Consider the following 21,292-nt stretch of genomic DNA (forward strand, 5'->3'; position numbering starts at 1 on the left):
TAAACGGAGCCATCCTCCTGTTCGTGCTCTCCGGACAGACGAGGCACTGAAGCGCACCACCGGAGAGGCCAGACGTGGACGAGATTCGAGGCGACGAGATCCAGGGCGACGAGATCCGGGGCACGGCCCGGGGCACCGCCCCCGTGCCGCTGTCCGTGCTGGACCTGGTCACCGTCGGCCAGGGCCGCACGGCGAGCCAGGCCCTGCGCACCGGCGTGGAGATCGCCCGGCTCGCCGAGCGCCGGGGCTTCCACCGCTACTGGGTCGCCGAGCACCACTCGATGCCCGGCGTCGCCTCCTCGTCCCCGGCCGTGATCCTGGCTCACACCGCCGCCCGCACCGAGCGCATCCGGCTCGGCTCGGGCGGCGTCATGCTGCCCAACCACGCCCCGCTCGTCATCGCCGAGCAGTTCGGCACCCTGGAGGCGATGGCCCCCGGCCGCGTCGACCTGGGCCTGGGCCGCGCCCCCGGCACGGACGGCGCCACGGCGGCGGCGCTCCGGCGCACGGACCGGCTCAACGAGGGGGCGGATGATTTCCCGCAGCAGCTCATGGAGCTGACCCGGTTCCTGGACGACGACTTCCCCGACGGCCACCCCTACGCCCGCATCCACGCGGTCCCCGGCCCCGTCCAGGCCACCGCCGAGGGCGGCGTCCAGTCCCCGGCGCGCCCGCCCATCTGGCTGCTCGGCTCCTCCGGCTTCAGCGCCCGGCTCGCCGGGGTGCTCGGGCTGCCGTTCGCCTTCGCGCACCACTTCTCGGCCCAGAACACGGTGCCGGCCCTTGAGCTGTACCGCGAGTCCTTCAAGCCGTCCACGGTGCTCGACGCCCCGTACGCCCTGATCGGCGTGGCCGCGCTGGCCGCCGACGACGCGCGCGAGGCGCGGCGCCAGGTGCTGAGCGGAGCGCTCTCGATGCTCCGGCTGCGGTCCGGGCGGCCCGGCCTCGTACCGACGCCCGAGGAGGCGGAGGCGTACGCCTTCTCCCCGATGGAGCGCGAATTCGTGGACAACTGGCTGGTCAACATCGTGCACGGCACGGCCGACGAGGTGCGCTCCGGCCTGGACGACCTGGCCAAGCGCACCGGCGCCGACGAACTGATGATCACCGCCAACGCCCACAGCGGCGAGGCCCGGCTGCGCAGCTACGGCCTGATCGCGGACGCGTACGGGATGCCCGAGGAGTAAGGGTCACGCCCCCGGGGCGCGGGTTCCGATCAGTTCGGCGATGCGCTCCGGGGCGACCGCCCGGGAGTAGAGCCAGCCCTGTCCGGTGTCGCAGCCGATCCGGCGCAGCCGCTCCGCCTGGCCCGCCGTCTCCACGCACTCCGCGGTGACGGTCAGGCCCAGCCGGTGCGCCAGCTCCACCATGGCCTCGACGATCGTCTCGTCGGCGGGGCTGGGATGCGTGCCGTCCTCGTACCGGAAGCCGCGCACGAACGCGCCGTCCAGCTTGAGCACGGACACCGGGAGGCGGCTCAGGTAGGCCAGGTTCGAGTAGCCGGTGCCGAAGTCGTCGATGGCGATGCGCACGCCCATGTCGCTGAGCGCCTGGAGGGCCCGCAGCGGGCGGCCCGCCGAGCCCATCACCGCGGACTCGGTCAGCTCCAGCTGGAGCAGCGCCGGGTCGAGCCCGGTCTCGGCCAGGATCTCGGCGACATCGGTGACCAGGTCGGAGTCCCAGACCTGGCGCACCGCGACATTGACGCTGATGAACAGCGGCGGCCGCTCCGGGTGGTCCAGTTGCCAGCGCCTGGCCTGCCGGCAGGCGGAGCGCAGCACCCAGCGGCCGAGCTGCACGATCGAGCCGTCCTCCTCGGCGATCGCGACGAACCGATTCGGCGAGAGCATGCCGAACTGCGGGTGGTTCCAGCGCACCAGCGCCTCGACCCCGCGCACGACCCCGTCGGCCAGCCCGACCAGCGGCTGGTACTCGATGGTGAACTCGCCGCGCTCCACGGCCGGGCGGAGCGTGGAGGACAGTGCCTGCCGGGTCATCCGGTGGGCGTTGCGCTCCGGGTCGAACAGGGTCCAGCGGGCCTTGCCGTCCGCCTTCGCCCAGTACAGCGTGGTGTCGGCGGCCTGCATGAGGCCGGTGGCGGAGGTGCCCGCGACGGGCCGCTCCACCACCCCGATCGACGCCGACACCGCGAGCCGCTGCCCGCCCAGGTCGAACGGCTGCTGGAGCGCGCCCAGCACCGTGCGCGCCAGGCCGGTCAGCTGCTCGGGGCCGGTGGACTCCTCGACCAGGACCGCGAACTCGTCGCCGCCGAGCCGGGCCACCAGCGGGGCGCCGGCCGGATACGCCCCCTCCTGCTCGGCGCAGTCCGTGAGCCGGGCGGCGACGGCCGCGAGGAGCCGGTCGCCGATGCGGTGCCCCAGGGTGTCGTTGACCGCCTTGAAGCCGTCCAGGTCCAGATAGCAGAGCCCGACCCGGGAGCCGGCGCCGTCCTCGTGGGGCGGGGTGCGGAGCGCCGCCGACAGCCGCTCGAAGAACAGCGCCCGGTTGGGCAGCCGGGTCACCGGGTCGTGCATCTGGAGGTGGCGCAGCCGGTTCTGGAGTTCGCGCCGGTCGCTGACGTCCGCGACGGAGAGCAGCACCTGACCGGGCGCGCCGTCGAGGTGCGCCTGCCGGCCGCCGGGCAGCGGTACGACGGTGATCTCGGCCCACAGCGAGCGCCCGTCGGGGTGCTTGAGGCGGCGGGTGCAGCGGAAGCGGGTGCGCCGGCCGTGCAGCACCTCGCGGTACGCCTGCCAGGCGCGGGCGTCCGCCGCGAGGTCGACCAGGTCGGCCGCCGACTGAGCGGTGAGCGCCGCCGCACCGGTGCCCGCCAGCGCGCCGAGCGCCTCGTTGGCGGTGACGATCAGGCCCTCGTGGTCGACCACGGCCATCGGCAGGGTCGCGGCGCGGAACGCGGCCCGGTAGTCGTGCGCCTCGGAGGCGGACGCGCCGGGCGGCCACACTTCGTGACTCTGTGTGATATCGGGTCGCTGTGCGAAGGGCGCCTCGGGGTCCGGCCCTCCGGAGGTTGCGCTCACCGTTCGCTCCGCCCTGCAGTTCTGTCCCGGACACCTCTGACCGGACTGGCCCGCCGCGTGGAGTGCCGTCGTCAGAGGCGGAAACCGCGCAGGAAAGCGAGGTGAAGCATAGAGGGCGGGCCCGGGGCCGATCCAGCGCCCCGGCCCTCGGGCGCCGCGCGTGCGACTCGCACGGCCCACGCGGACGCGGATCCGGTTTGTCCCCGAGTGATTGTTTCTGCGCACCTCTGTTCACTCCAGCTGCATGGGTGATCGATTGTGACTTTCTGTTAAGGGGGTGAGTGGAGGGGTGCCGACACGACTGGGGGAGTCCAACGTGACGAAACGGCCATAACCCCACAAGGTGGACGGGAGGGTTCCAGGGTCCGCGCCCCGTGCCGGAGTCGTCCGCGGCCCTAGGTGTCCGCTCGCCGAACCGGAGGTAGATGTGCCGCGTCAGCCCGGGCCCTCAGGGGTGGAGAGGCCGAGTCCGCGCGGGCTGGCCGCCGGGCTGGTCTCGCTGCTGGCGCTCGTCGCCACCTCCCTCGTCGCCGGGCCCGCAGGCGCCGCCACCGGCGACGCAGCCCCCTGCGCGCTCCCCCGCACCCCCGCGCACCACTCCCTCGGCGTCGACCGCTGGAACGGCGCCTACCCGCGCCCCGGCCACGCCCTGGACGCGGTGATGGTCTTCCTCTCGTTCCCGGACGCCAGGCCGGCCACCACCCCCGCCGAACTCACCTCGGACTACTTCCCGGCCACCACGCAGTTCTTCCAGCGGGCCTCGTACGGGAAGTTCACGCTGCGCCCGCACCCGCAGCGGGAGTGGATCCGGATGCCGAAGCCCTCGACCTGGTACGGCATACAGCGCGACTGGGCCGGCGACCGGCGCAGCGCCTATCTGCGCGACGCGATCCGGGTGGCCGACGAGCGGATCGACTTCTCGCGCTACGACATCGTCTACCTCGTCGCGGACCCGGACGCCCCCGGCGTCGACTCGGACGCCACCAAGGTCGTCAACTTCGACCGGCCGCTGCACGCCGACGGTACGGACATCAGGCGCGTCGTCACCGTCTTCGAGCAGCACCCGCCGGACCACAACGTCCTCGCCCACGAGACCGGACACGTCTTCGACCTGCCCGACCTCTACCACCGGCCCACCGACGGCAAGGGCGACTGGGACACCTACGTCGGCGACTGGGACGTCATGGGCAGCCAGTTCGGCCTGGCCCCGGACCTCTTCGGCTGGCACAAGTGGAAGCTCGGCTGGCTGGACGACCGCCAGGTGGTCTGCGTCCAGAGCGACCGCGTCGTCACCCTCGAACCGATGGCCGACGTGCCCGTGCCCGGCGCCTCGCTCGGCACCCGGCTCGCCGTGATCAGGACCGGCGAGGGCAGCGCGGTGGCCGTCGAGGCGCGCGGCTCCACCGGCAACGACCTCTCGACCTGCGCCGAGGGCGTCCTGCTCTACCGGGTGCGCAACGAGACCCCGTCCGGCGGCGGTCCGGTCGAGGTGCTCGACACGCATCCGGACAGCGACGCCTGCTGGGAGCGCTCGGTCTACCCACCGCTCGCGGACGCGCCGCTGCGCGTCGGCGAGACGTACTCCGTGCCCGACGCGCACGCCACGGTCGAGGTCGCCGACCGGACCCCCTCGGGCGCGTACGCGGTCCGCATCACCACGGGGGGCTGACCGGGCCGGCACGGGACAACGAAGAAGCCCCCCGCTTCCGCGAGGGGCTTCTTCCGTCTGTGCGCCGCCAGGGACTCGAACCCCGGACCCGCTGATTAAGAGTCAGCTGCTCTAACCAACTGAGCTAGCGGCGCCTGCTGACGTCGTAGACCTTAGCACCCGGATCGGTGAGAGGAAAAATCGAAATCCGGGGCGTCGGGGCGGGCGCCGACCGGGCCACCCGGACGCACGCCCACAGCAGTACGTCCGGCCCCGGCAGCCACGGGGTACGCGTGTCCGGGGCCACCAGCCAGCGGGGCCCCGCGTACTTCTCGTCGCAGGTCAGGGGCGGGACCGTCACCGCGTCCCCGGTGCCGTGGCAGAGCAGCGGGGGCACCTTCGTACCGCCGCCGTTCCGGCTCTGCGGGCCGCCGCCCCACTCCTCCCAGTCCAGCAGCGACGGCAGCCGCTGGGCCGTGCCCGGGGACGCGAAGAGCAGCATCCGGCCCCGGTGCGAGGCGACCGGACCCGAGCCCGGGCCGTCCGCCCACAGATGCTCCAGCATCCGGCGCCCGAACAGCGTGGGTACGTTCACCACGTCGAACGCCGTGCCGCACGGCAGGACCCCGGGCGCCGTCGGGCGCGACTCCCACTGGGCCAGGGCGCTGCGCGGGTACGCCGTCGCCCCGGCCAGCCACGCGGCGCCGGCCGCCGTGACCTGGGCCGTCTGGTTCCGCGCGGGCTCGCGCAGGGCCGAGAAGAGGTCGGCCTCGTGGTCGGCGGGGAGGCAGGGTCCGTCGCCGTGGTGCAGGGTCGTTTCGTCGGGCAGCCATGCGGTCATGTGCCCAGGTCTACCCGCAGTGATCAGCCGGATTCCGAGAGTTGCCGGAAACCGGGACAGGAGAACCGCGCGAGGAGTATGGTTCGCCCGGGCATATGCCGGTGGTGGTACCCGGGGGCCTGTACCTAAGGCTGCGGCGCGTTCAGCAGGGTGCGGCCGAACTCGACCATCTTCTTCGCGTAGTCCTCGGTCCACTCCGCGCGCCGCGCGATGTCCGCCGTCGTGAGCCGGTCGAACCGGCGCGGGTCGGCCAGCTGGGCCGCCGCTATCGCCTGGAACTCCACCGCGCGGTCGGTCGCGGCGCGGAAGGCCAGGGCCAGCTCCGTCGCCCGGCCCAGCAGCTCCTTCGGATCGTCCAGCGACTCCAGGTCGAAGAAGTGCTCCGGGTCCGCGACGGCCGCCGCCGGCTCGAAGAGCAGGGGTGCGGGGCGCAGCCGCCGCTGCTCTTGCTCGGGTTGTGCCATGTGGTCTTCCTCCTCGGACGGCCCGACGGCCACCCTTCATTGTCCCGTCCGCCGCAAGGGCGCAGAAGGTTTCGTCGCGAGGGCGTGCGCCGGCCCCGGCCGCGCCCCCGGCGCACTCAACAACTCCAGCGCACCCGGTGTTCCGCCAGATGCGCCAGCACCGCGTGGTTCGCCTCCCAGCCGTCCGGGAACTTCACCGTGACGCCCAGCTGGACCGGCTCCGTCGACGGATGTTCGTCCAGCAGGTCCGCGACGCCCTCCCGGCAGACCACGACGCACGCGTGCCGGTGCCGGGAAGCCAGGACGCACAGGCGGCCCGTCTCCAGGTGGAACGCGGTGGCGTCCGGCCGCCCCGACAGCGGGTGCAGCACCACCGTCACGTCGAACTCGCGGCCCTGGAGCCGGTTCGCCGTGTCCACCGCGACCCCCGTCACGCCCAGCTCCGCCAGCGCCGCCCGCACCGCCGCCGCCTGGTCCCGGTGGGCCGTGCCGACCGCCACCCGGTCCGCCGTCACCGGGGCCGGATCGGGCGACCGCTCACTCGTGGCCGCGCCGCCCCGGTCCAGCAGCCGGCGGACCACCAGGGCGACCGCCCGCACCGCTTCCGGGTCGGTGCGCGGGGTGTGCCGGGCCGGCAGTTCGAGGAGCCCCCAGCCGGACTCCGCCGCCTCGTCCAGCACCCGGTCCGCCGCCGAACCGTCCGACGCCACCCCGAAGGACAGCCGCCGGTCCCCGTGGTCCGTGCCGCTGCGGAACGGGGTGTACGGGTAGAACGCGTCCGACACCAGGGGCGCCGCCGACGCCGGGAGCCGCCAGGAGACCGGAAGCCGGTGTTGCGGCAGCTCCGGATTGTGCGCGAGCAGCGTGCTCACCGCGCTGGCCGAGGGGTCGTAGCTCAGCCCCGCCCACTGGTCCGCGCCGACGATCGAGAACGGGTCCAGTTGGCCCGGGTCGCCCACGAACAGCGCCCGCTCGAAGAGCCCCGCGACGGCGAGCAGTGCGTCCGAGCGCATCTGGTACGCCTCGTCGACGATCGCGTGCCCCCACGGCTCCACGTTCTTCACATGGGCCCACTTCGCCGCCGTCGAGATGACCACGTCGAGCCCGGCCAGATCCGCCGCCTTCGCCGACTTGCGCACATTCGCCAGGCCGTCGAGCACCTTGTCGTACGGATCGGAGTCGCTGCTGTGCAGCCGGCCCACCGGCAGCTCGGGGTCCTTCTCCGCGAGCCGCACCACCAGGTCGTCCACCTGGGCGTTCGTCTGGGCGACCACCATCAGAGGGCGCCCCGCCGCGGCCAACTCCAGCGCCGCGCGCACCACCAGCGTCGACTTGCCGGCGCCCGGCGGGGAGTCCACGACGACCCCCCGGGCCGTGCCGTTCAGCGTGTCGTCCAGGATCTTCGCGGTGGCCAGGCCCGCCGCCGCTCCCGGGTCGAATACGGCCGTCACAACAGGTCCTCCGGGGTCACGGGGTCGGGCAGCTCGGCCGCTTCGAGGCCGCCCGGCGGACCGCCGTGGGTCCACGGGGTCTCCTCCGCGTCCGGCAGCTGCGGCCCACCGCGCTGGTCGTGCTCGAACAAGGTCCAGGCGATCCGGTCGCCCGGCGCCGGGACCGACCCGGGGGCCGGCTCCTTGCCGCGCCCCATCCGGTCCGTGACCCGCAGCACCAGCGAGACAGCGCCGTCCTCCTCGTCCGCCGGGCCGTACCCCACGAACTCGGCGGTCTGCGGCTTGCCGTCCAGCGAGCGGTACACCTTCACGCCCGCGCCCAGCTGCGGCCGCTCATCGGTGCGGACCGTGACCAGCGGGCGCGGCGAGGGCCGCTTCGACTCGCTGTACGCCATCTCCACCGCGCTCACCTCACCGATGAACGCCTCCCCGGCGAGCCGCCGGCCCGCCAGGACGAGCGGGTCGTCCAGCGCCTCCTGCGCCTCCAGCTGCGCCTGGGCCGTCTCCCGGGCGGACAGCTTGCGGGCGGCCGTCACCGCGTCGTCCCGGCGCGGCTGGGGCGGCTCGCCGGAGCGCACCCGGTCGCGGTGGGCGGTGAACGACCAGCGGTCCCGGGTCCAGCGGTCCTCGGTCCTGGACCCCTCCGGCAGCTCCCGCACAAGGTCGAGGCCCCGCCACACCGCGTCCCAGGTCGGCAGCAGCACCCCGGCGAGCAGCGCCCGGATCTCGCGCTCGGCCCCGGACAGCCCGGCGAGCCGGGCGTCGGCCGCGAGCCCGTCCTCGGCCGCCGCGAGCGAGGCGCGCGCCCGGTCGTACTTCTCGATCGCGGGGGCCAGCAGCCGGTTGTCGAAATCGGGGTCGGTGGCCGGGCCGGCCGGCGGGCACAGCAGCTGCCCCGCCGCGTCCCGGGCCAGCTCGGCCCGGAGCGCGGCCTCCGCACCGGACTCGCCGGCCGGCGGGTCGATCCAGGCCAGCAGGGCCCCCAGATGCTGGTCCTCCGGATTCGACTGGCCGGTCGCCCAGTGCCGGTTCAGGAGATCGGTGCAGGCCAGCAGGAGCGAGGAGCCGGGGACCCGGGCCCGCTCCCCGTAATGCGTCAGCCAGCGGCCGAGCAGCGGGACCCGGGCGGGTGCCGGATACGGCGTGTCCGGGTCGTCCTCGGCGGTGCGCCGGAAGCGCATGGAGCGGCCGAGCAGCCGGACGAACTCGATGCCCGCCCGGCTCGGGACGACGATCTGCGCCGCGTCCACGCACAGCTCCGTCTCGACCTTGACCCGCTTCCCGGTCGCCGGATCCGTCTCGTTGCGCTCGGCGGGTTCGATGACGTCCGCGTACGCCTCGATGTGCGGCAGGACCGCCTCGGCCAGCTCGGCGAGGAACGCGAACCGCAGGTCCCGGTCGCGCGGCTGGGGGACGGCCAGCAGCCGGGGCGCCTCCCGGTCCGTGCCGACGAGCGCGCCGAGCGGGGCGCCCGCCTCGCCCGCCGTGGTCAGCGGCACCAGCACGAGCGGCCGGTCGGTCAGCCTGCGGTGGCGCACGGTGGCCGTCGGCGTGGCCCGGCCGCTCTCCACGGCCTCCAGCCGGGCCAGCGTGGTGATCAGCGACATACGGCCCGCCCCTCCAGTGCCTCGGCGCGCAGGGCCGCCGCGCGGCGCAGGGCGGCGACCGCCGGATCGGCCGGATCGCCCTCCTTGCCCGCGGCCGCCGCGAGCACCCCGGCGACCGTCGTCAGGCCGCCCAGCTCGCCCCGAACCCCGCGCCCCAGCGCCTCCACGGCACCTTCGGCGCGGGCCCGGGCCCGGCAGTGGAAGGCCAGCTCGCAGGCGGACAGGCACTCCGGCGCATAGGCCGCGGCGACCGACTCGACCGCCGACTCCAGGTCCTCGGGGGAGCGCTCCGGGTCGAACGAGGCGCCCTCGGGGAGGGCCGCCGCGATGTCCTCGACGCGGGTGAGCCGGGTCAGCTGGCGGTGGGTGACGGCGCGCTGCTTGCGTACGTCCACGACGGAGGCGGCCGGCAGGTTCGAGAAGTCCTTCGGGCACACCAGCAGCACCCGGTGCCCCACCCGGGCCCCGTCCGTGACGTCCGCGACCCGTTCGAGCGCCAGCACGTACACCGCGGACTGGCGGGCCGCCGCACCCACCTTCGCGGCGTCCGCCGAGCCGTCGATCATGGGGAACGACTTGATCTCGACCACCGTCCAGGTGCCGTCCGGATGCACCACGACCGCGTCCGGCTCCAGATAGGCGGGGGAGCCCGCCACCTCCAGGGCCAGCATCGGGTGGTCGAGCAGCGCCCAGCCGCCCGCCTCCGTCGCCTCCCGCAGCGCGAGCGCGGTCCTGGCCGCGCGGCCCTCGGGCCCGGCAGCCGTCAGATCGGGCGTCGCCACCTCGCGCGGCGGTTCACCGGAGCCGCCGAGCCGCTCGTGCAGCAGGCGCATCAGGTCCGTACCGCCGTCGGCCTTGACCCGGGCCTCGAAGGCGTTGCCCCGCATGAAGGCGAACTGGGACTGGCCGAACGGGGCCGGCGAGCCCAGCGCGGAGGCGAGCGCGCCCTTGTCGACCCCGGCCCCGTCGAGCAGGGCGCGGCGCTTGCAGCCCGGGTTGGCGGCGAGGGCCGCCAGCGCGCGGGCGTCCAGCGGGCGCGGGGCGACCGCCGGGCCTCTCAGCTCAGCGAGTCGCTGCCGCAGGGTCCCCGTCGGGGGTCCGTCCGGCCCGGTCGGCGCCGTCGGCCCGGGCAGGCGGGCCGGCCGCTGCTGCCGCGTCGGATGGTTCTGCGGAGGAGGTCCGCTGGCCGGGGATTCGCTCACCCGCCGAAGTCTCGCACCCGGCACTGACATCCGGGGACTCCGTCGTCGCGGAAGCCCGCGAGAAGCGGGGCAGGACCGCGGCCCCGACCCGGTCGGCGAGGCGCGTCACGGGCCGGGCCAGCAGCGCTCCGACGCCCATCACGGCGCAGCCGGCGACCGCGTCGAGCAGGTAGTGGTTGGCGGTGCCCATCACGACGAACGTGGTGATCAGCGGGTACGCGATGCCCGCGGCGCGCAGCGCCGGGTGCTTGGCGTGCCGCCACAGCAGGATGCCGCACCACAGCGCCCAGCCGACGTGCAGGCTGGGCATCGCCGCGTACTGGTTGGTCATCCCGCCCATGCCGCGCGGCGCGCTCGCCTCCGTACCCCACCAGCCGTACGAGCTGTACTGCGCCATCGTGTCCACGAACCCGTGCTTGGCGTCCAGCAGCCTCGGCGGGCACGTCGGCATCAGCGTGAAGCCGATCAGACCGAGCATCGTGGAGGTCATCAGCCAGGTGCGGGCCCTGCGGTACGCGGCCGAGTGGCGCCGGAACATCCAGATCAAGACGGCCGGGGTGACCACGTAGTGCAGGGAGGCGTACGCGAAGTCGGACGGGATGCCTATGGAGGGGTGCGCGGTGAAGAGGCGGTTGAGCGGATGCTCCGCGTTCAGGAACAGCGCCTTCTCCACGCGCAGGATGCTCAGGCCGTGGTCGACGGCCGTGGACACGTCACCGCGTACGAGGAGGCGGCCGCCGGAGTACGCCGCGTACACCAGGGCCAGGAGCGGCAGCTCGGTCCACCAGCGGGGCCGGTGACGCGGAGCGGGCGCGGTGGTGGCGTGCGGCATGCGGAACTTCTCCATCACGTGTTCATGCGGCCGACTGCGGGCGTTCAACCGTACGGTGCGCGTCGGGCGCGTGTCCCCCGGGGGTGTGGTCGCCACCCCTCAGCTGCGTTGATTCGTCTGTGCTCAGTGGGACGCCGTCGCGGCCCCCCGGGTTGCCTCATGGGCAGGTACGGGATGATGGGAACAAGGTCTCAGATTACGCATCCCAGGTCCCAGCTTTTTCAGGGAGAACCCTTTTATGGCACCGCGCATCCTGCTCGCCCGGCACGGGCAGACGGAATGGTCCCTCAACGGCAGGCACACCGGCAGGACGGACATCCCGCTGCTCGACGCCGGACGCGAGGGGGCCAAGCTGCTCGGCGAGCGGCTGCACCGGGGGCCGTGGACGGACCTCGACGGCCTGGAGGTGCGCACCAGCCCGCTCGTCCGGGCCGCCGAGACCTGCGAGCTCGCGGGCTTCGGCGACCGCGCGGAGCCGTGGGACGCGCTGATGGAGTGGGACTACGGGGCGTACGAGGGGATGACGCCGGCCGAGATCAAGGCGGGCCGTCCGGACTGGTTCATCTGGCGCGACGGGGTGCCGGAGGGCGAGAGCACCGCCGAGGTGTCGGCCCGGGCCGACGAGATCGTGGAGTGGGCGCGGTCCGCCGACCGGGACGTCCTGGTCTTCGCCCACGGCCACATCCTGCGGGCGCTCGGCGCGCGGTGGCTGGGCGAGGACATCGCCTTCGGCGCGCGCATCTGGCTGGCGCCGACGTCCCTGTCCGTCCTGGGCTGGGCGTACGGCGCCCCGGCGATCCAGAAATGGAACGACACGGGGCACCTGGAGCGGTGAGCGGTACCCCTGCGGGGTGCGGTGCGCGCTTGCGGCCCGTCCGGCGTTCGGGGACGGAAGCCCGCGCCCCGGTCCGGGGCGACCGGTTCCGTCCTCAGACGCCGGACGGGCTGGGTGTCACCGGGCGGGCGGGCACACTTTCGTAGCGGTCCAGGAAGTCGCGTACCGCGGGTGGCGCCCCCGTCCGGGGCCCCAGGGCCCCCACCGCGTCGGCCAGTATCGCCCGGATGCGGGAGGACTGGACGTGGTCCAGGAGGTCCAAGACCTCGTGGCCGGCCGACGCCGCCTCCTCGGGGCGGCCTCCGCGGGCCAGGTCCCAGGTGAGTTCGGCGCGGTACAGCGCGAGGTTGCGGGTGAAGTGGGGGTCCTGGAGCCGGACCGCCCGCTCCGCGTGGCCCGCGGCCCGGGACCAGTCGCCGAGCGCCGCCCAGCACTGGGCCTCCAGCATCTCCAGCTCCGCCTCGCGGAAGAAGCTCATCCACTCCGGGTCCGCCCCCGACGCCCCCCGCGCGAACGCGGAGTGCGCCCGGCCGAGCGCCCGCTCGCAGCCCGCGCGGTCCCCGAGCCCCGCCCGGCCCCCCGCCTCCCGCAGCGCGAGCAGCGCCCGCAGCCGGGGCGAGCCCAGCGGCTCGGCGGCCCGCTGCCCGGCCTCCGCCGCGCGCACCGCCTCACGCGGCCGCCCCGTGTCGCGGGCCAGGAACGACACATTGCAGAACGCGTGCGCCTCCAGCGCCGGGTCACCGGCGAGCCGCGCGGTGGCCAGCGCCTCCGCGTAGTGCGAGCGGGCGTCCTCGAAGCGGCCCGAGTCATGGGCCAGCCAGCCCACGGAGATGGCCAGCTCACCCGCGCCGGAGTGCAGCCGGTCCGCCGTGGAGCGCCGGTTCACGGTCCCCGCGTCGAGCAGCGCGTACGCCGTCCGCAGGGGCTGCGAGGCGCGCCGGTAGAGCCAGTCGCCGCCGTGCCGGTCGTCCAGCACCCGGATCTGCCGCACCGCCCGCTCGACGGCGCTCACCTCCGTATCGCCGACCCGGCGTTGCAGGGGCAGGGCGGCGGCCGGGCCGCCGAGGCCCAGCCCCAGGGAGACGGCCGCCACCGTGGTGGTGCCGCTCGTCATGAACACGCGACGCAGCACGTCGCTCTCCTCGTCGTCGCCGCCGGGCTCCGGCGGCGGGGCAGTCGGGGGCGGGGCGTCCACCGCGGACCCGGCCGCTCGCCCGCGTACGGAAGCGCGGGGCGAGAAGCCCAGGTCCTCCAGGGTCGTCCCGGGGAACATGTGCAGGAAGACCCGCTCGTACGCGTAGTTGGGACAGCGGATCTCGCCGGACTCCACGCGTCCGATGTACCGGGCGTCGCACGCGACCTGCTCGCCGATCTCGCGAGCGGACCTGCGTACCGCGGCAGCGAACTCCCCGGCGGAGCGCGGGCCGCGCAGCCGCCGGAAGGCGAGGTTGGGAACTGCCCGTGTCGACACCATGGCATGGCCCTCTCGGTGCGAGCCGGGCGTTGTTTCCGGTGTCCCGGCGGAGCAAGAACGTACCCGCTGTGACAGGTCGCACACGAAGCGTTTCCGGATGAACCGGGCATCTCGGCCGCGATCCGCCATGAACTGCCACCCTTTGCGGCGGTGTCGCACCGTAGCCCTTGACGCCTCCGGGGCGTTGGTCCTCACGGAGAGGGAGTACGGAGCGCGGCTCCGTCCCCGGCGATGAGAGGAGAGGTCCCTTGTTGCACACCGACCTGGCGAATGGCGGCACGGCGGCCGCCGACGAGCCCTGTGACCTGGTGACCGTGCCCGCCCGGCAGGGCCTGGAGGCCGTGGACATCCTGCGCCGGGGCGCGGCGCGGGACGTCGTGGGCCCGGTCATCCACGACGGCGCCTGCGACACCCTCGGGTTCCTGGTGCCGCCGGGCACCGCCCAGGGCTGGGACGTACCGGGCAGCGCCTGTACGCGGACCGACGGCCGGGGGCTGCGCATCCCCGCCGAGCCGCCGGTCTCCGGCAGTGGCTGGCTGCTGCCGCCCGCCGCGGACACCCCGGTCACCGACCCGGCGGCGCTGCGGGTCGCGCTCGACCAGGCGGCCCGGCTGATCGAGGCCGCCGACAACTGCCGCTGAGCCCATAATGGCCGGACGGCGGGTCGCACGACCGGCCCGTCAACCGGACGCGACGATCAGTGGGCAGGGCGAGAAGCAGTGGCACGTCGAGGAGCGGCCGGCGGCGGCGACCGCAAGGGGCGCGCGGAGCGCAGGACCGGCCGCGGGACCGCCCCGGAGGGCAACGTCTCCGAGCCCGTGGACGGCGGTCTCGCCGAGCTCGTGCCCGACCGGGAGCGCCGGCGTGCCTGGACGCTGACGATCGACGGGGCCCCGCAGTCGCATGTCGACCTGGACGACCCCACGTACCTCTCCTTCGAGTACCAGCGCCGCATCGGTCACATCGCGGACCTCGTCGCCCCCGCAGGGCAGCCGCTGCACGTGGTGCACCTGGGCGGCGGGGCCTTCACCCTCGCCCGGTACATCGCGGCCACCCGCCCCCGGTCCACCCAGCAGATCGTCGAGGTCGACGCGGCGCTCGTGCAGCTGGTCCGCCGCGAACTGCCGCTGGACCCGCAGGCCCGGATCCGGGTCAGGTCCACCGATGCCCGCGCCGGGCTCGGGAAGATCCAGGACGGCTGGGCCGACCTCGTCATCGCGGACGTCTTCAGCGGCGCCCGCACCCCGGCGCACCTGACCACCACCGAGTTCCTCGCCGAGGTGCGCCGGGTCCTGAAGCCCGGCGGGAGTTACGTCGCCAACCTCGCGGACGGGCCGCCGCTGGCCCATCTGCGCGGCCAGATCGCCACCGCCGCCACGGTCTTCCCCGCACTCGCGCTCGCCGCCGACCCCACGGTGTGGCGGGGCCGCCGCTTCGGCAACGCGGTCCTGCTCGCCTCCGACACCGCGCCGGAGATCGACCGGCTCACCCGCCGCGTCGCGACCGACCCGCATCCCGGGCGCGTCGAACACGGCCGTGCCCTCGCGGACTTCACCGGCGGCGCGGCCCCGGTGCACGACGCGGACGCCCGCCCGTCACCGCCGCCGCCCCCGGACGCGTTCCGCTGACGTCCTTCCCGTACGGGCTACGAGTTGACGATGTCCACCTGGGGCGCGTGGTCGTTCCACGTGCAGAAGACGGAGACCGTCGTGCCGTCGTCCCGGGTGAAGTCGACCCGTATCCATGTCGTGTTGGACCACACCCGCATCGACCAGCCCGGTTCCGGGGTCGCCGACACCAGCTCCGCCGAGTCGGCCCCGATCTCGAAGACGACCCGGCCGCCGTCGGTCGCGTAACTCCGCGCCTGCCCGGCCGCGGCGGTCGTCCCCGACGCAGGGCGCGGGGTGTTGGGCGCCGGGGTGCGTGACGGGGACGGCTTGCGGGAAGGGGGCGGGGGCGGCTTCGGGGTGGTGGCCCGGGGCTCGGGGGACGGCGAGGCCGAGGGGGCGGGGCGGTGCGTCGAGGACGTCAGGCTCTCCGTGGTCGGCGCCGCGACCGGGACCGCGCGCGGCGGGTCGTACACCGTGCCCGCGAGCACGGCGTGCACACCCCACCACGAGACCGTGACCGCCGCGCCGGTGGCGAGCGACCACGCCAGCGCGTGTACCAGACCTCGTTGCATCATCAACATCCTGCACCACGGACCAGGTGGACATGACACCCGGGCAGATCGGATGGCGTACGGTGCCGCCCATGCCCAGTGTGCTCGTGGTCGAGGACGACCAGTTCGTACGTTCCGCCCTCATCCGGCACCTGACGGAGGCCGGTCACACCGTACGGAGCGTCGGCACCGCGCTCGAAGCGCTGCGCGAAGTCGCCCATTTCCGCTTCGACGTGGTCATTCTCGATCTCGGGCTGCCTGATCTCGACGGCTCCGAGGCCCTGAAGATGCTGCGCGGCATCACCGACGTGCCCGTCATCATCGCGACCGCCCGGGACGACGAGAGCGAGATCGTCCGGCTGCTCAACGACGGCGCCGACGACTACCTCACCAAGCCGTTCTCCGTGGAGCACCTGTCGGCCCGGATGGCCGCCGTGCTCCGCCGGGCCCGGGCCGCCGGCGGCGGGGCGCCGCCCCCGCGCGTCATCCAGGTCGGCGGGCTCTGCGTCGACCCGCTGCGCCGGCAGGCCGAACTCGACGGCACCGCGCTCGATCTCACCCGCCGCGAGTTCGACCTGCTGGCCTTCCTGGCCGGGCGCCCCGGTGTCGTCGTCCCCCGCCGGGAACTCCTCGCCGAGGTCTGGCAGCAGTCCTACGGCGACGACCAGACCATCGACGTCCACCTCTCCTGGCTGCGCCGCAAGCTGGGCGAGACCGCGGCCCGGCCCCGCTACCTGCACACCCTGCGCGGCGTCGGCGTGAAGCTCCAGCCCCCCGCGCCGGAGCGGCCGGCATGAGATGGGCGCTGGTCAAGGTCTGCCTGGCCGTCACCGCCATGGTCGTCATCGCCTTCGCCGTGCCCCTGGGGCTCGTCGTCAAGGAGATGGCCCGCGACCGCGCGTTCTCCGACGCCGAACGGCAGGCCGCGACGATCGGCCCCACGCTGTCCATCACCACGGACCGCACCCAGCTGGAGAAGGCCGTCCTCACCACCGAACCGGGCGCCGCCGGCCGGATGGCCGTCCACATCCCGGCCTCCGGCGAGCCCGACGGCATCGCGGTCGACATCGGCAGGGGCCGCGCCACCCCCGAGGAGCTGGAGACCGTACGGGTCTCGGGCCGCGCCACGATCACCGGGGTCACCGGCGGCTCCGTACTGCTCCAGCCGACGGCGGTGGGGCCCAAGGACATCGCGGTGGTCGAGGTGTTCGTCCCCGAGGCCGCGGTGTCCCACGGGGTCACCACCGCCTGGCTGATGCTGGCGGGCGTCGCCGTCGCGCTCGTCGTCGGCTCGGTCGCCGTGGCCGACCGCCTCGGCATCCGCATGGTCGAGCCCGCCCGCCGCCTCGCGGGCGCCGCCCACGACCTGGGGGAGGGGCGGCTCGGCACCCGCGTCCCCGAGGAGGGCCCGGACGAACTGCGCTCCGCCGCCGTCGCGTTCAACTCCATGGCCGACCAGGTCGTCCAGCTCCTCGCCAACGAACGCGAACTGGCCGCCGACCTCTCGCACCGGCTGCGCACCCCGCTCACCGTCCTCCGGCTGAACGCCGCCTCGCTCGGCGAGGGCCCCGCGGCCGAGCAGACCCGGGCGGCCGTCGAACAGCTGGAGCGCGAGGTGGACACGATCATCCGGACCGCCCGCGAGCAGCGCCCCCAGACACAGCCGGGCGGGCCCGGCGCCGGCTGCGACGCCTCCGAGGTGATCCGCGAGCGGATGGCCTTCTGGTCCGCCCTGGCCGAGGACGAGGGCCGCGTGGTGCGCCTCGCCGGGGTGGACCGCACGGTACGCATCCCGGTCGCCCGGCCCGAACTGGCGGCCGCGCTCGACGCGTTGCTCGGCAACGTCTTCCGGCACACCCCCGAGGGCACGGCCTTCGCGGTCGACGTGCACCACAGCGGTGACGCGGTGATCGTGCTGGTCTCGGACGCGGGCGGCGGGATCGCCGACCCGAAGGCGGCCCTGGCGCGCGGCGGGGCCCGGGACGCGGTGGGCTCGACCGGGCTCGGGCTCGACATCGTGCGCCGGGTCGCCGAGTCCACCGGCGGCGACGTGCGCATCGGCCGCTCGGTGCTGGGCGGCACGGAGGTCCGGGTCTGGATCGGGCTCGACGGACAGCGCCCGCAGGGGGGCGGGCGGGGCCACCGGGTGGGCCGTCAGCGCCGCCGCCGGGGCGTGGGACGCGCCAACCTTTAGCGTGGCCGATGCGCTCCTTAAGGCAGTCCTAAGAACCTCGACCCCGGCCCGGCTCGCCCCATTTGCCCGTTCCGCAGCCGCTAGCGTGCTCCCGCATCCCCACTCCCGTACGACGAGGCAGGCACGCGATGGGCACCAGTACGCACCGGCGCACGATGGGCACCAGGACCAAGGTGATCGGCTCGGTCGTCGCGGCCGCGGTGATCGGAGGGACGGTGTTCGCCCTCACCGGCACGGCGCAGGCGTCGGCGGTCGGCGCCGCGTACACCCGTACCAGCGGCTGGACCGGCGGCTACACCGGGCAGTACGTCGTCACCAACGACACCGGCTCGGCGAAGACCGGCTGGACCCTGGAGTTCGACCTCCCGGCGGGCACGAAGATCGGCTCGCTGTGGAACGGCGACCACACCGTCAGCGGCAACCACGTCACCGTCCGCCCCGCGAGCTGGAACAAGCAGCTGGCCGCCGGGCAGTCCGTCACCGTCGGCTTCGTCGCCGCCTCCGACGGCACCGCGGCCGACCCCACCGGCTGCCTCATCGACGGCGCCAAGTGCTCCGTGGACCCCGGCGCCACCCCCGAACCCAGCGGCCGCCCCACCGGGTCCGCGACCCCGGCCCCCACGGCCACCCCCACCGGGAAGCCCACCGGAACGGCGACCCCGACGCCGACCCCCACCCCCACGAAGACCGACGACGGCGGAGGCACCGCGAGCGGCGCCCGCTTCGCCCCGTACGTGGACACCTCGCTCTACCCCGCGTACGACCTGGTCGACACCGCGAACAAGACCGGCGTCAAGCAGTTCAACCTCGCCTTCATCACCTCCGGCGGCAGCTGCGCCCCGCTCTGGGGCGGGGTCACCGGCCTCGGCGACGACCACGTGGCGTCCCAGATCGGCGCCCTGCGCGCGGCCGGCGGCGACGTCCGGGTCTCCTTCGGCGGGGCCGCGGGATCCGAACTGGCCCTGCGCTGCACCTCGGCGGCCGACCTCGCCGCCGCGTACGGCAAGGTCGTCGACACGTACAAGCTGACCAAGGTCGACTTCGACATCGAGGGCGGCGCGCTCCCCGACACCGCCGCCAACACCCGCCGCTCGCAGGCCATCGCGCAGCTCCAGAAGGCGCACCCCGGCCTGGACGTGTCCTTCACGCTGCCGGTGATGCCCGAGGGCCTGACCCAGCCCGGCGTCGACCTGATCGCGGACGCGAAGAAGAACGGCGTGGACGTCGGCGCCGTCAACATCATGGCGATGGACTACGGCGCCTCCTACAGCGGCGACATGGGCACGTACGCCGTCCAGGCCGCCACCGCCACGCAGGCCCAGATCAAGGGCGTGCTCGGGCTCTCCGACGCCGAGGCGTGGAAGGCCGTCGCCGTCACCCCGATGATCGGCGTGAACGACGTCAGCACCGAGGTCTTCAAGGTCGAGGACGCCACCCAGCTCGTCGCCTTCGCGAAGGAGAAGGGCCTCGCCTGGCTCGCGATGTGGTCCGGCACCCGGGACAAGGAGTGCGCGGGCGGTGCCAAGCCCACCGCGGACGCCTCGTGCAGCTCGATCGCCCAGGAACCGCTCGCCTTCACCAAGGCGTTCGGCGCGTACAAGTAGGACCACACCCCCCTCCGCGCACCCCGGCCCGGCCCCCTTCCCCCCACCCCCGGCCGGGGTGCGCGCCCCACTGCCCCGGCCGGGACGAGCCCCCCCTTCCTCCCGGCCGGGGCGCTCTCCTCTCCGCCGTCCGCTACCCTCGCGCCCGGTTCACCGCCGACAGCACCGCCGCCACGGACGCGGCCACGCCCGAGGCGTCCCGGCCCGCGCCCCAGCGCTCCTCGCGGCCGGCCCGGCAGCGCGCGTACGCCGTCGTCACCCGGGTACCGGGCGGGCCCGAGGGCTCCTGCTCCATCAGGTCCAGGACGTCCACCTCCACCCCGGCCGCCGCCAGCGCGTCCGCGAACGCCGTGACCGGGCCGGTGCCCGTCCCCTCGTAGTCGCCCTCCCGGTCGTCCACGCGCAGGGTGCAGACGAAGCGGTGCTCACCGGCCGGCCCGGTCTGCGCCGACCAGGAGGTGAGGGCGACCCCGCCGTCCCGACCGGGGACCAGGTACGCCGCCTCGAAGAGGTTCCACAGGTCCTTCGGGGTGGCCTCCGTACCGCTGTCGTCGGTCGACCGCTGCACCGTACGGGAGAACTCGGCCCGCATCCCGGCCGGCAGGTCCACGCCGTGGCCGGTGCGCAGCAGATGGGCGATGCCGCCCTTGCCGGACTGCGAGTTGACCCGGATGACGGCCTCGTACGTACGCCCGACGTCGGCCGGGTCGATCGGCAGGTAGGGCACCTCCCACAGCTCCGACGCACTGCTCGCGCGGTGGGCGAAGCCCTTGCTGATGGCGTCCTGGTGGGTGCCGGAGAACGCGGTGTACACCAGGTCCCCGCCGTACGGATGGCGCGGCGGCACCGGCAGCCGGTTGCAGTGCTCGACCGTGCGGCGGATCTCGTCGATGTCCGAGAAGTCGATCATCGGGTCGACGCCCTGCGCGTGCAGGTTGAGCGCCAGGTTGACCAGGTCGACGTTGCCGGTGCGCTCCCCGTTGCCGAACAGGCAGCCCTCCACCCGCTGGGCGCCCGCCAGCACCGCCAGCTCCGCGCAGGCCACGCCCGTGCCCCGGTCGTTGTGCGGGTGCACGGAGAGGATCACCGCGTCGCGCCGGGCCAGATGGCGGTGCATGTACTCGATCTGGTCGGCGTACACGTTGGGCGTGCCGATCTCCACGGTGGCAGGCAGGTTGTGGACGACCGGCCGGTCCGGCGAGGCGTCCCACAGCTCGGTGAGGCTGTCGCAGACCTCCAGGATGTAGTCCGGCTCGGTCAGGTTGAAGACCTCGGGCGAGAACTGGAACCGGATGTCCGCGCCGGGCCTGGCCCGGGCCAGCCGGTCCATCTGCCGGGCCGCGTCCAGCACCACGCCGTGCACGTCGGCCCGGTCGCGGCCCAGGACCACCTCGCGCCAGACGGGGGCGGTCGCGATGTAGAGGTGGACGACGACGCGGTCCAGGCCGGCCACGGACTCGAAGGTGCGGTCGATCAGGTCGGCCTTGGCGGGGGTGAAGACGACCACGGTGACGTCGTCGGGAACGGCCCCACTGGTCGCCAGGTGGCGTACGAAGTCGAAGTCGGTGCGGCTCGCGGACGGGTAGCCGACCTCGATCTCCTTGAAGCCCATCGCGACCAGCAGGTCGAACATCCGCCGCTTGCGCGGGGTGTCCATCGGCTCGGCCAGCGCCTGGTTGCCGTCCCGCAGGTCGACCGGCACCCACAGCGGTGCGCGCTCGATACGGGCGTGCGGCCAGCTCCGCCCGGTCAGCGGGACCGCGACCCGGTCGTACGCGGAGCGGTAGCGGTGCGAGGGCATGGAGCTGGAGCGTTGCGGGTTCCAGCGGGGTGCCGCCTGGGGGACCGGGCCGCGCGGCGTGCAGATGGTGGGGAAGCTGTGCATCGGGGACCGGGCGTCGGACGTGGCCGCGGACATGGGCTCGGGCATGAACGGTGTCT

General features: G+C 74.3%; 18 protein-coding genes and 1 tRNA gene. 8 read left to right on the top strand and 11 right to left on the bottom strand.

Annotated features, from left to right (window positions below):
* The first annotated feature begins 74 nt into the window (after positions 1–74).
* Positions 75–1,187 (top strand): LLM class flavin-dependent oxidoreductase, encoded by a 1,113-nt coding sequence (locus ABZ565_RS12770; RefSeq protein WP_361024397.1) that lies wholly within the window; start codon positions 75–77, stop codon positions 1,185–1,187.
* Between the two features lie 3 nt (positions 1,188–1,190).
* Here the strand turns inward: ABZ565_RS12770 and ABZ565_RS12775 are convergent, their stop codons facing one another.
* The gene (locus ABZ565_RS12775) at positions 1,191–2,963 is read right to left on the bottom strand and encodes an EAL domain-containing protein (RefSeq protein WP_361024400.1); all 1,773 of its coding nucleotides are present in this window, start codon (positions 2,961–2,963) and stop codon (positions 1,191–1,193) included.
* A gap of 529 nt (positions 2,964–3,492) precedes the next feature.
* Here ABZ565_RS12775 and ABZ565_RS12780 point away from each other — a divergent pair.
* The gene (locus ABZ565_RS12780) at positions 3,493–4,707 is read left to right on the top strand and encodes a M6 family metalloprotease domain-containing protein (protein ID WP_361024403.1); all 1,215 of its coding nucleotides are present in this window, start codon (positions 3,493–3,495) and stop codon (positions 4,705–4,707) included.
* A gap of 60 nt (positions 4,708–4,767) precedes the next feature.
* Here ABZ565_RS12780 and ABZ565_RS12785 read toward each other — a convergent pair.
* The 7 genes from ABZ565_RS12785 to ABZ565_RS12815 all read right to left on the bottom strand — a co-directional run bounded on the left by ABZ565_RS12785 (position 4,768) and on the right by ABZ565_RS12815 (position 11,083).
* A tRNA-Lys gene (locus tag ABZ565_RS12785) sits at positions 4,768–4,841 on the bottom strand.
* Positions 4,832–5,527, bottom strand: coding sequence for a bifunctional DNA primase/polymerase (locus tag ABZ565_RS12790; RefSeq protein ID WP_361024406.1), 696 nt, complete (start codon positions 5,525–5,527; stop codon positions 4,832–4,834). Before ABZ565_RS12790 ends, ABZ565_RS12785 begins: the two co-directional genes overlap by 10 nt.
* A 125-nt stretch (positions 5,528–5,652) precedes the next feature.
* Complete coding sequence (locus tag ABZ565_RS12795; RefSeq protein WP_361024409.1) at positions 5,653–5,991, bottom strand: hypothetical protein; 339 nt, start codon at positions 5,989–5,991, stop codon at positions 5,653–5,655.
* Positions 5,992–6,107: 116 nt separating this feature from the next.
* On the bottom strand, positions 6,108–7,442 hold the full coding sequence (locus ABZ565_RS12800) for an AAA domain-containing protein (protein WP_361024412.1): 1,335 nt from the start codon (positions 7,440–7,442) through the stop codon (positions 6,108–6,110).
* Entirely contained in the window at positions 7,439–9,049 is a 1,611-nt protein-coding gene (locus ABZ565_RS12805; RefSeq protein WP_361024415.1) for a hypothetical protein, read from the bottom strand. Before ABZ565_RS12805 ends, ABZ565_RS12800 begins: the two co-directional genes overlap by 4 nt.
* On the bottom strand, positions 9,040–10,182 hold the full coding sequence (locus ABZ565_RS12810) for a hypothetical protein (protein ID WP_361024753.1): 1,143 nt from the start codon (positions 10,180–10,182) through the stop codon (positions 9,040–9,042). Before ABZ565_RS12810 ends, ABZ565_RS12805 begins: the two co-directional genes overlap by 10 nt.
* The gene (locus tag ABZ565_RS12815) at positions 10,112–11,083 is read right to left on the bottom strand and encodes a phosphatase PAP2 family protein (protein ID WP_361024756.1); all 972 of its coding nucleotides are present in this window, start codon (positions 11,081–11,083) and stop codon (positions 10,112–10,114) included. Before ABZ565_RS12815 ends, ABZ565_RS12810 begins: the two co-directional genes overlap by 71 nt.
* Positions 11,084–11,321: 238 nt before the next feature.
* Here ABZ565_RS12815 and ABZ565_RS12820 point away from each other — a divergent pair, with 238 nt between their 5' ends.
* Positions 11,322–11,918, top strand: a complete 597-nt coding sequence (locus ABZ565_RS12820) for a histidine phosphatase family protein (protein WP_361024418.1) — start codon at positions 11,322–11,324, stop codon at positions 11,916–11,918.
* A 94-nt stretch (positions 11,919–12,012) separates the two neighbouring features.
* Here ABZ565_RS12820 and ABZ565_RS12825 read toward each other — a convergent pair whose 3' ends face one another.
* Positions 12,013–13,392 carry a tetratricopeptide repeat protein gene (locus ABZ565_RS12825; RefSeq protein ID WP_361024421.1) on the bottom strand — a complete coding sequence of 460 codons (1,380 nt, stop codon included), beginning with the start codon at positions 13,390–13,392 and terminating at the stop codon, positions 12,013–12,015.
* A gap of 251 nt (positions 13,393–13,643) precedes the next feature.
* On the opposite strand from ABZ565_RS12825, the gene ABZ565_RS12830 reads away from it, so the two are divergent.
* Complete coding sequence (locus ABZ565_RS12830) at positions 13,644–14,033, top strand: hypothetical protein (protein ID WP_361024759.1); 390 nt, start codon at positions 13,644–13,646, stop codon at positions 14,031–14,033.
* Positions 14,034–14,111: 78 nt separating this feature from the next.
* The gene (locus ABZ565_RS12835) at positions 14,112–15,020 is read left to right on the top strand and encodes a fused MFS/spermidine synthase (RefSeq protein ID WP_361024424.1); all 909 of its coding nucleotides are present in this window, start codon (positions 14,112–14,114) and stop codon (positions 15,018–15,020) included.
* 17 nt (positions 15,021–15,037) lie between these two features.
* Here the strand turns inward: ABZ565_RS12835 and ABZ565_RS12840 are convergent, their stop codons facing one another.
* A complete protein-coding gene (locus ABZ565_RS12840; protein ID WP_361024427.1) occupies positions 15,038–15,577 on the bottom strand; it encodes a hypothetical protein in 540 nt (179 codons plus the stop codon).
* Positions 15,578–15,645: 68 nt separating this feature from the next.
* Here ABZ565_RS12840 and ABZ565_RS12845 point away from each other — a divergent pair, with 68 nt between their 5' ends.
* The 3 genes from ABZ565_RS12845 to ABZ565_RS12855 all read left to right on the top strand — a co-directional run bounded on the left by ABZ565_RS12845 (position 15,646) and on the right by ABZ565_RS12855 (position 19,351).
* Positions 15,646–16,350: a response regulator transcription factor gene (locus ABZ565_RS12845; protein WP_361024429.1), complete on the top strand. Its 705-nt coding sequence runs from the start codon at positions 15,646–15,648 to the stop codon at positions 16,348–16,350.
* Positions 16,347–17,747, top strand: coding sequence for a HAMP domain-containing sensor histidine kinase (locus ABZ565_RS12850; RefSeq protein ID WP_361024432.1), 1,401 nt, complete (start codon positions 16,347–16,349; stop codon positions 17,745–17,747). Before ABZ565_RS12845 ends, ABZ565_RS12850 begins: the two co-directional genes overlap by 4 nt.
* Positions 17,748–17,875: 128 nt before the next feature.
* Entirely contained in the window at positions 17,876–19,351 is a 1,476-nt protein-coding gene (locus tag ABZ565_RS12855) for a cellulose binding domain-containing protein (RefSeq protein ID WP_361024435.1), read from the top strand.
* A 133-nt stretch (positions 19,352–19,484) separates the two neighbouring features.
* Here the strand turns inward: ABZ565_RS12855 and ABZ565_RS12860 are convergent, their stop codons facing one another.
* Positions 19,485–21,281, bottom strand: a complete 1,797-nt coding sequence (locus ABZ565_RS12860) for a 2-isopropylmalate synthase (RefSeq protein WP_361024438.1) — start codon at positions 21,279–21,281, stop codon at positions 19,485–19,487.
* Between the last annotated feature and the right edge of the window lie 11 nt (positions 21,282–21,292).

Origin of the sequence: Streptomyces sp. NPDC016469 (assembly GCF_040632905.1) — a bacterium.
Lineage (GTDB): Bacteria > Actinomycetota > Actinomycetes > Streptomycetales > Streptomycetaceae > Streptomyces.

Bases quoted from the DNA above. Each gene is read 5' to 3' on its own strand.
- ABZ565_RS12855 (WP_361024435.1), top strand. From the start codon at position 17,876: ATGGGCACCAGTACGCACCGGCGCACGATGGGCACCAGGACCAAGGTG.
- ABZ565_RS12815 (WP_361024756.1), bottom strand. From the start codon at position 11,083: ATGCCGCACGCCACCACCGCGCCCGCTCCGCGTCACCGGCCCCGCTGG.
- ABZ565_RS12805 (WP_361024415.1), bottom strand. From the start codon at position 9,049: ATGTCGCTGATCACCACGCTGGCCCGGCTGGAGGCCGTGGAGAGCGGC.
- ABZ565_RS12840 (WP_361024427.1), bottom strand. From the start codon at position 15,577: ATGATGCAACGAGGTCTGGTACACGCGCTGGCGTGGTCGCTCGCCACC.
- ABZ565_RS12820 (WP_361024418.1), top strand. From the start codon at position 11,322: ATGGCACCGCGCATCCTGCTCGCCCGGCACGGGCAGACGGAATGGTCC.
- ABZ565_RS12860 (WP_361024438.1), bottom strand. From the start codon at position 21,281: ATGCCCGAGCCCATGTCCGCGGCCACGTCCGACGCCCGGTCCCCGATG.
- ABZ565_RS12845 (WP_361024429.1), top strand. From the start codon at position 15,646: ATGCCCAGTGTGCTCGTGGTCGAGGACGACCAGTTCGTACGTTCCGCC.
- ABZ565_RS12825 (WP_361024421.1), bottom strand. From the start codon at position 13,392: ATGGTGTCGACACGGGCAGTTCCCAACCTCGCCTTCCGGCGGCTGCGC.
- ABZ565_RS12850 (WP_361024432.1), top strand. From the start codon at position 16,347: ATGAGATGGGCGCTGGTCAAGGTCTGCCTGGCCGTCACCGCCATGGTC.
- ABZ565_RS12790 (WP_361024406.1), bottom strand. From the start codon at position 5,527: ATGACCGCATGGCTGCCCGACGAAACGACCCTGCACCACGGCGACGGA.
- ABZ565_RS12795 (WP_361024409.1), bottom strand. From the start codon at position 5,991: ATGGCACAACCCGAGCAAGAGCAGCGGCGGCTGCGCCCCGCACCCCTG.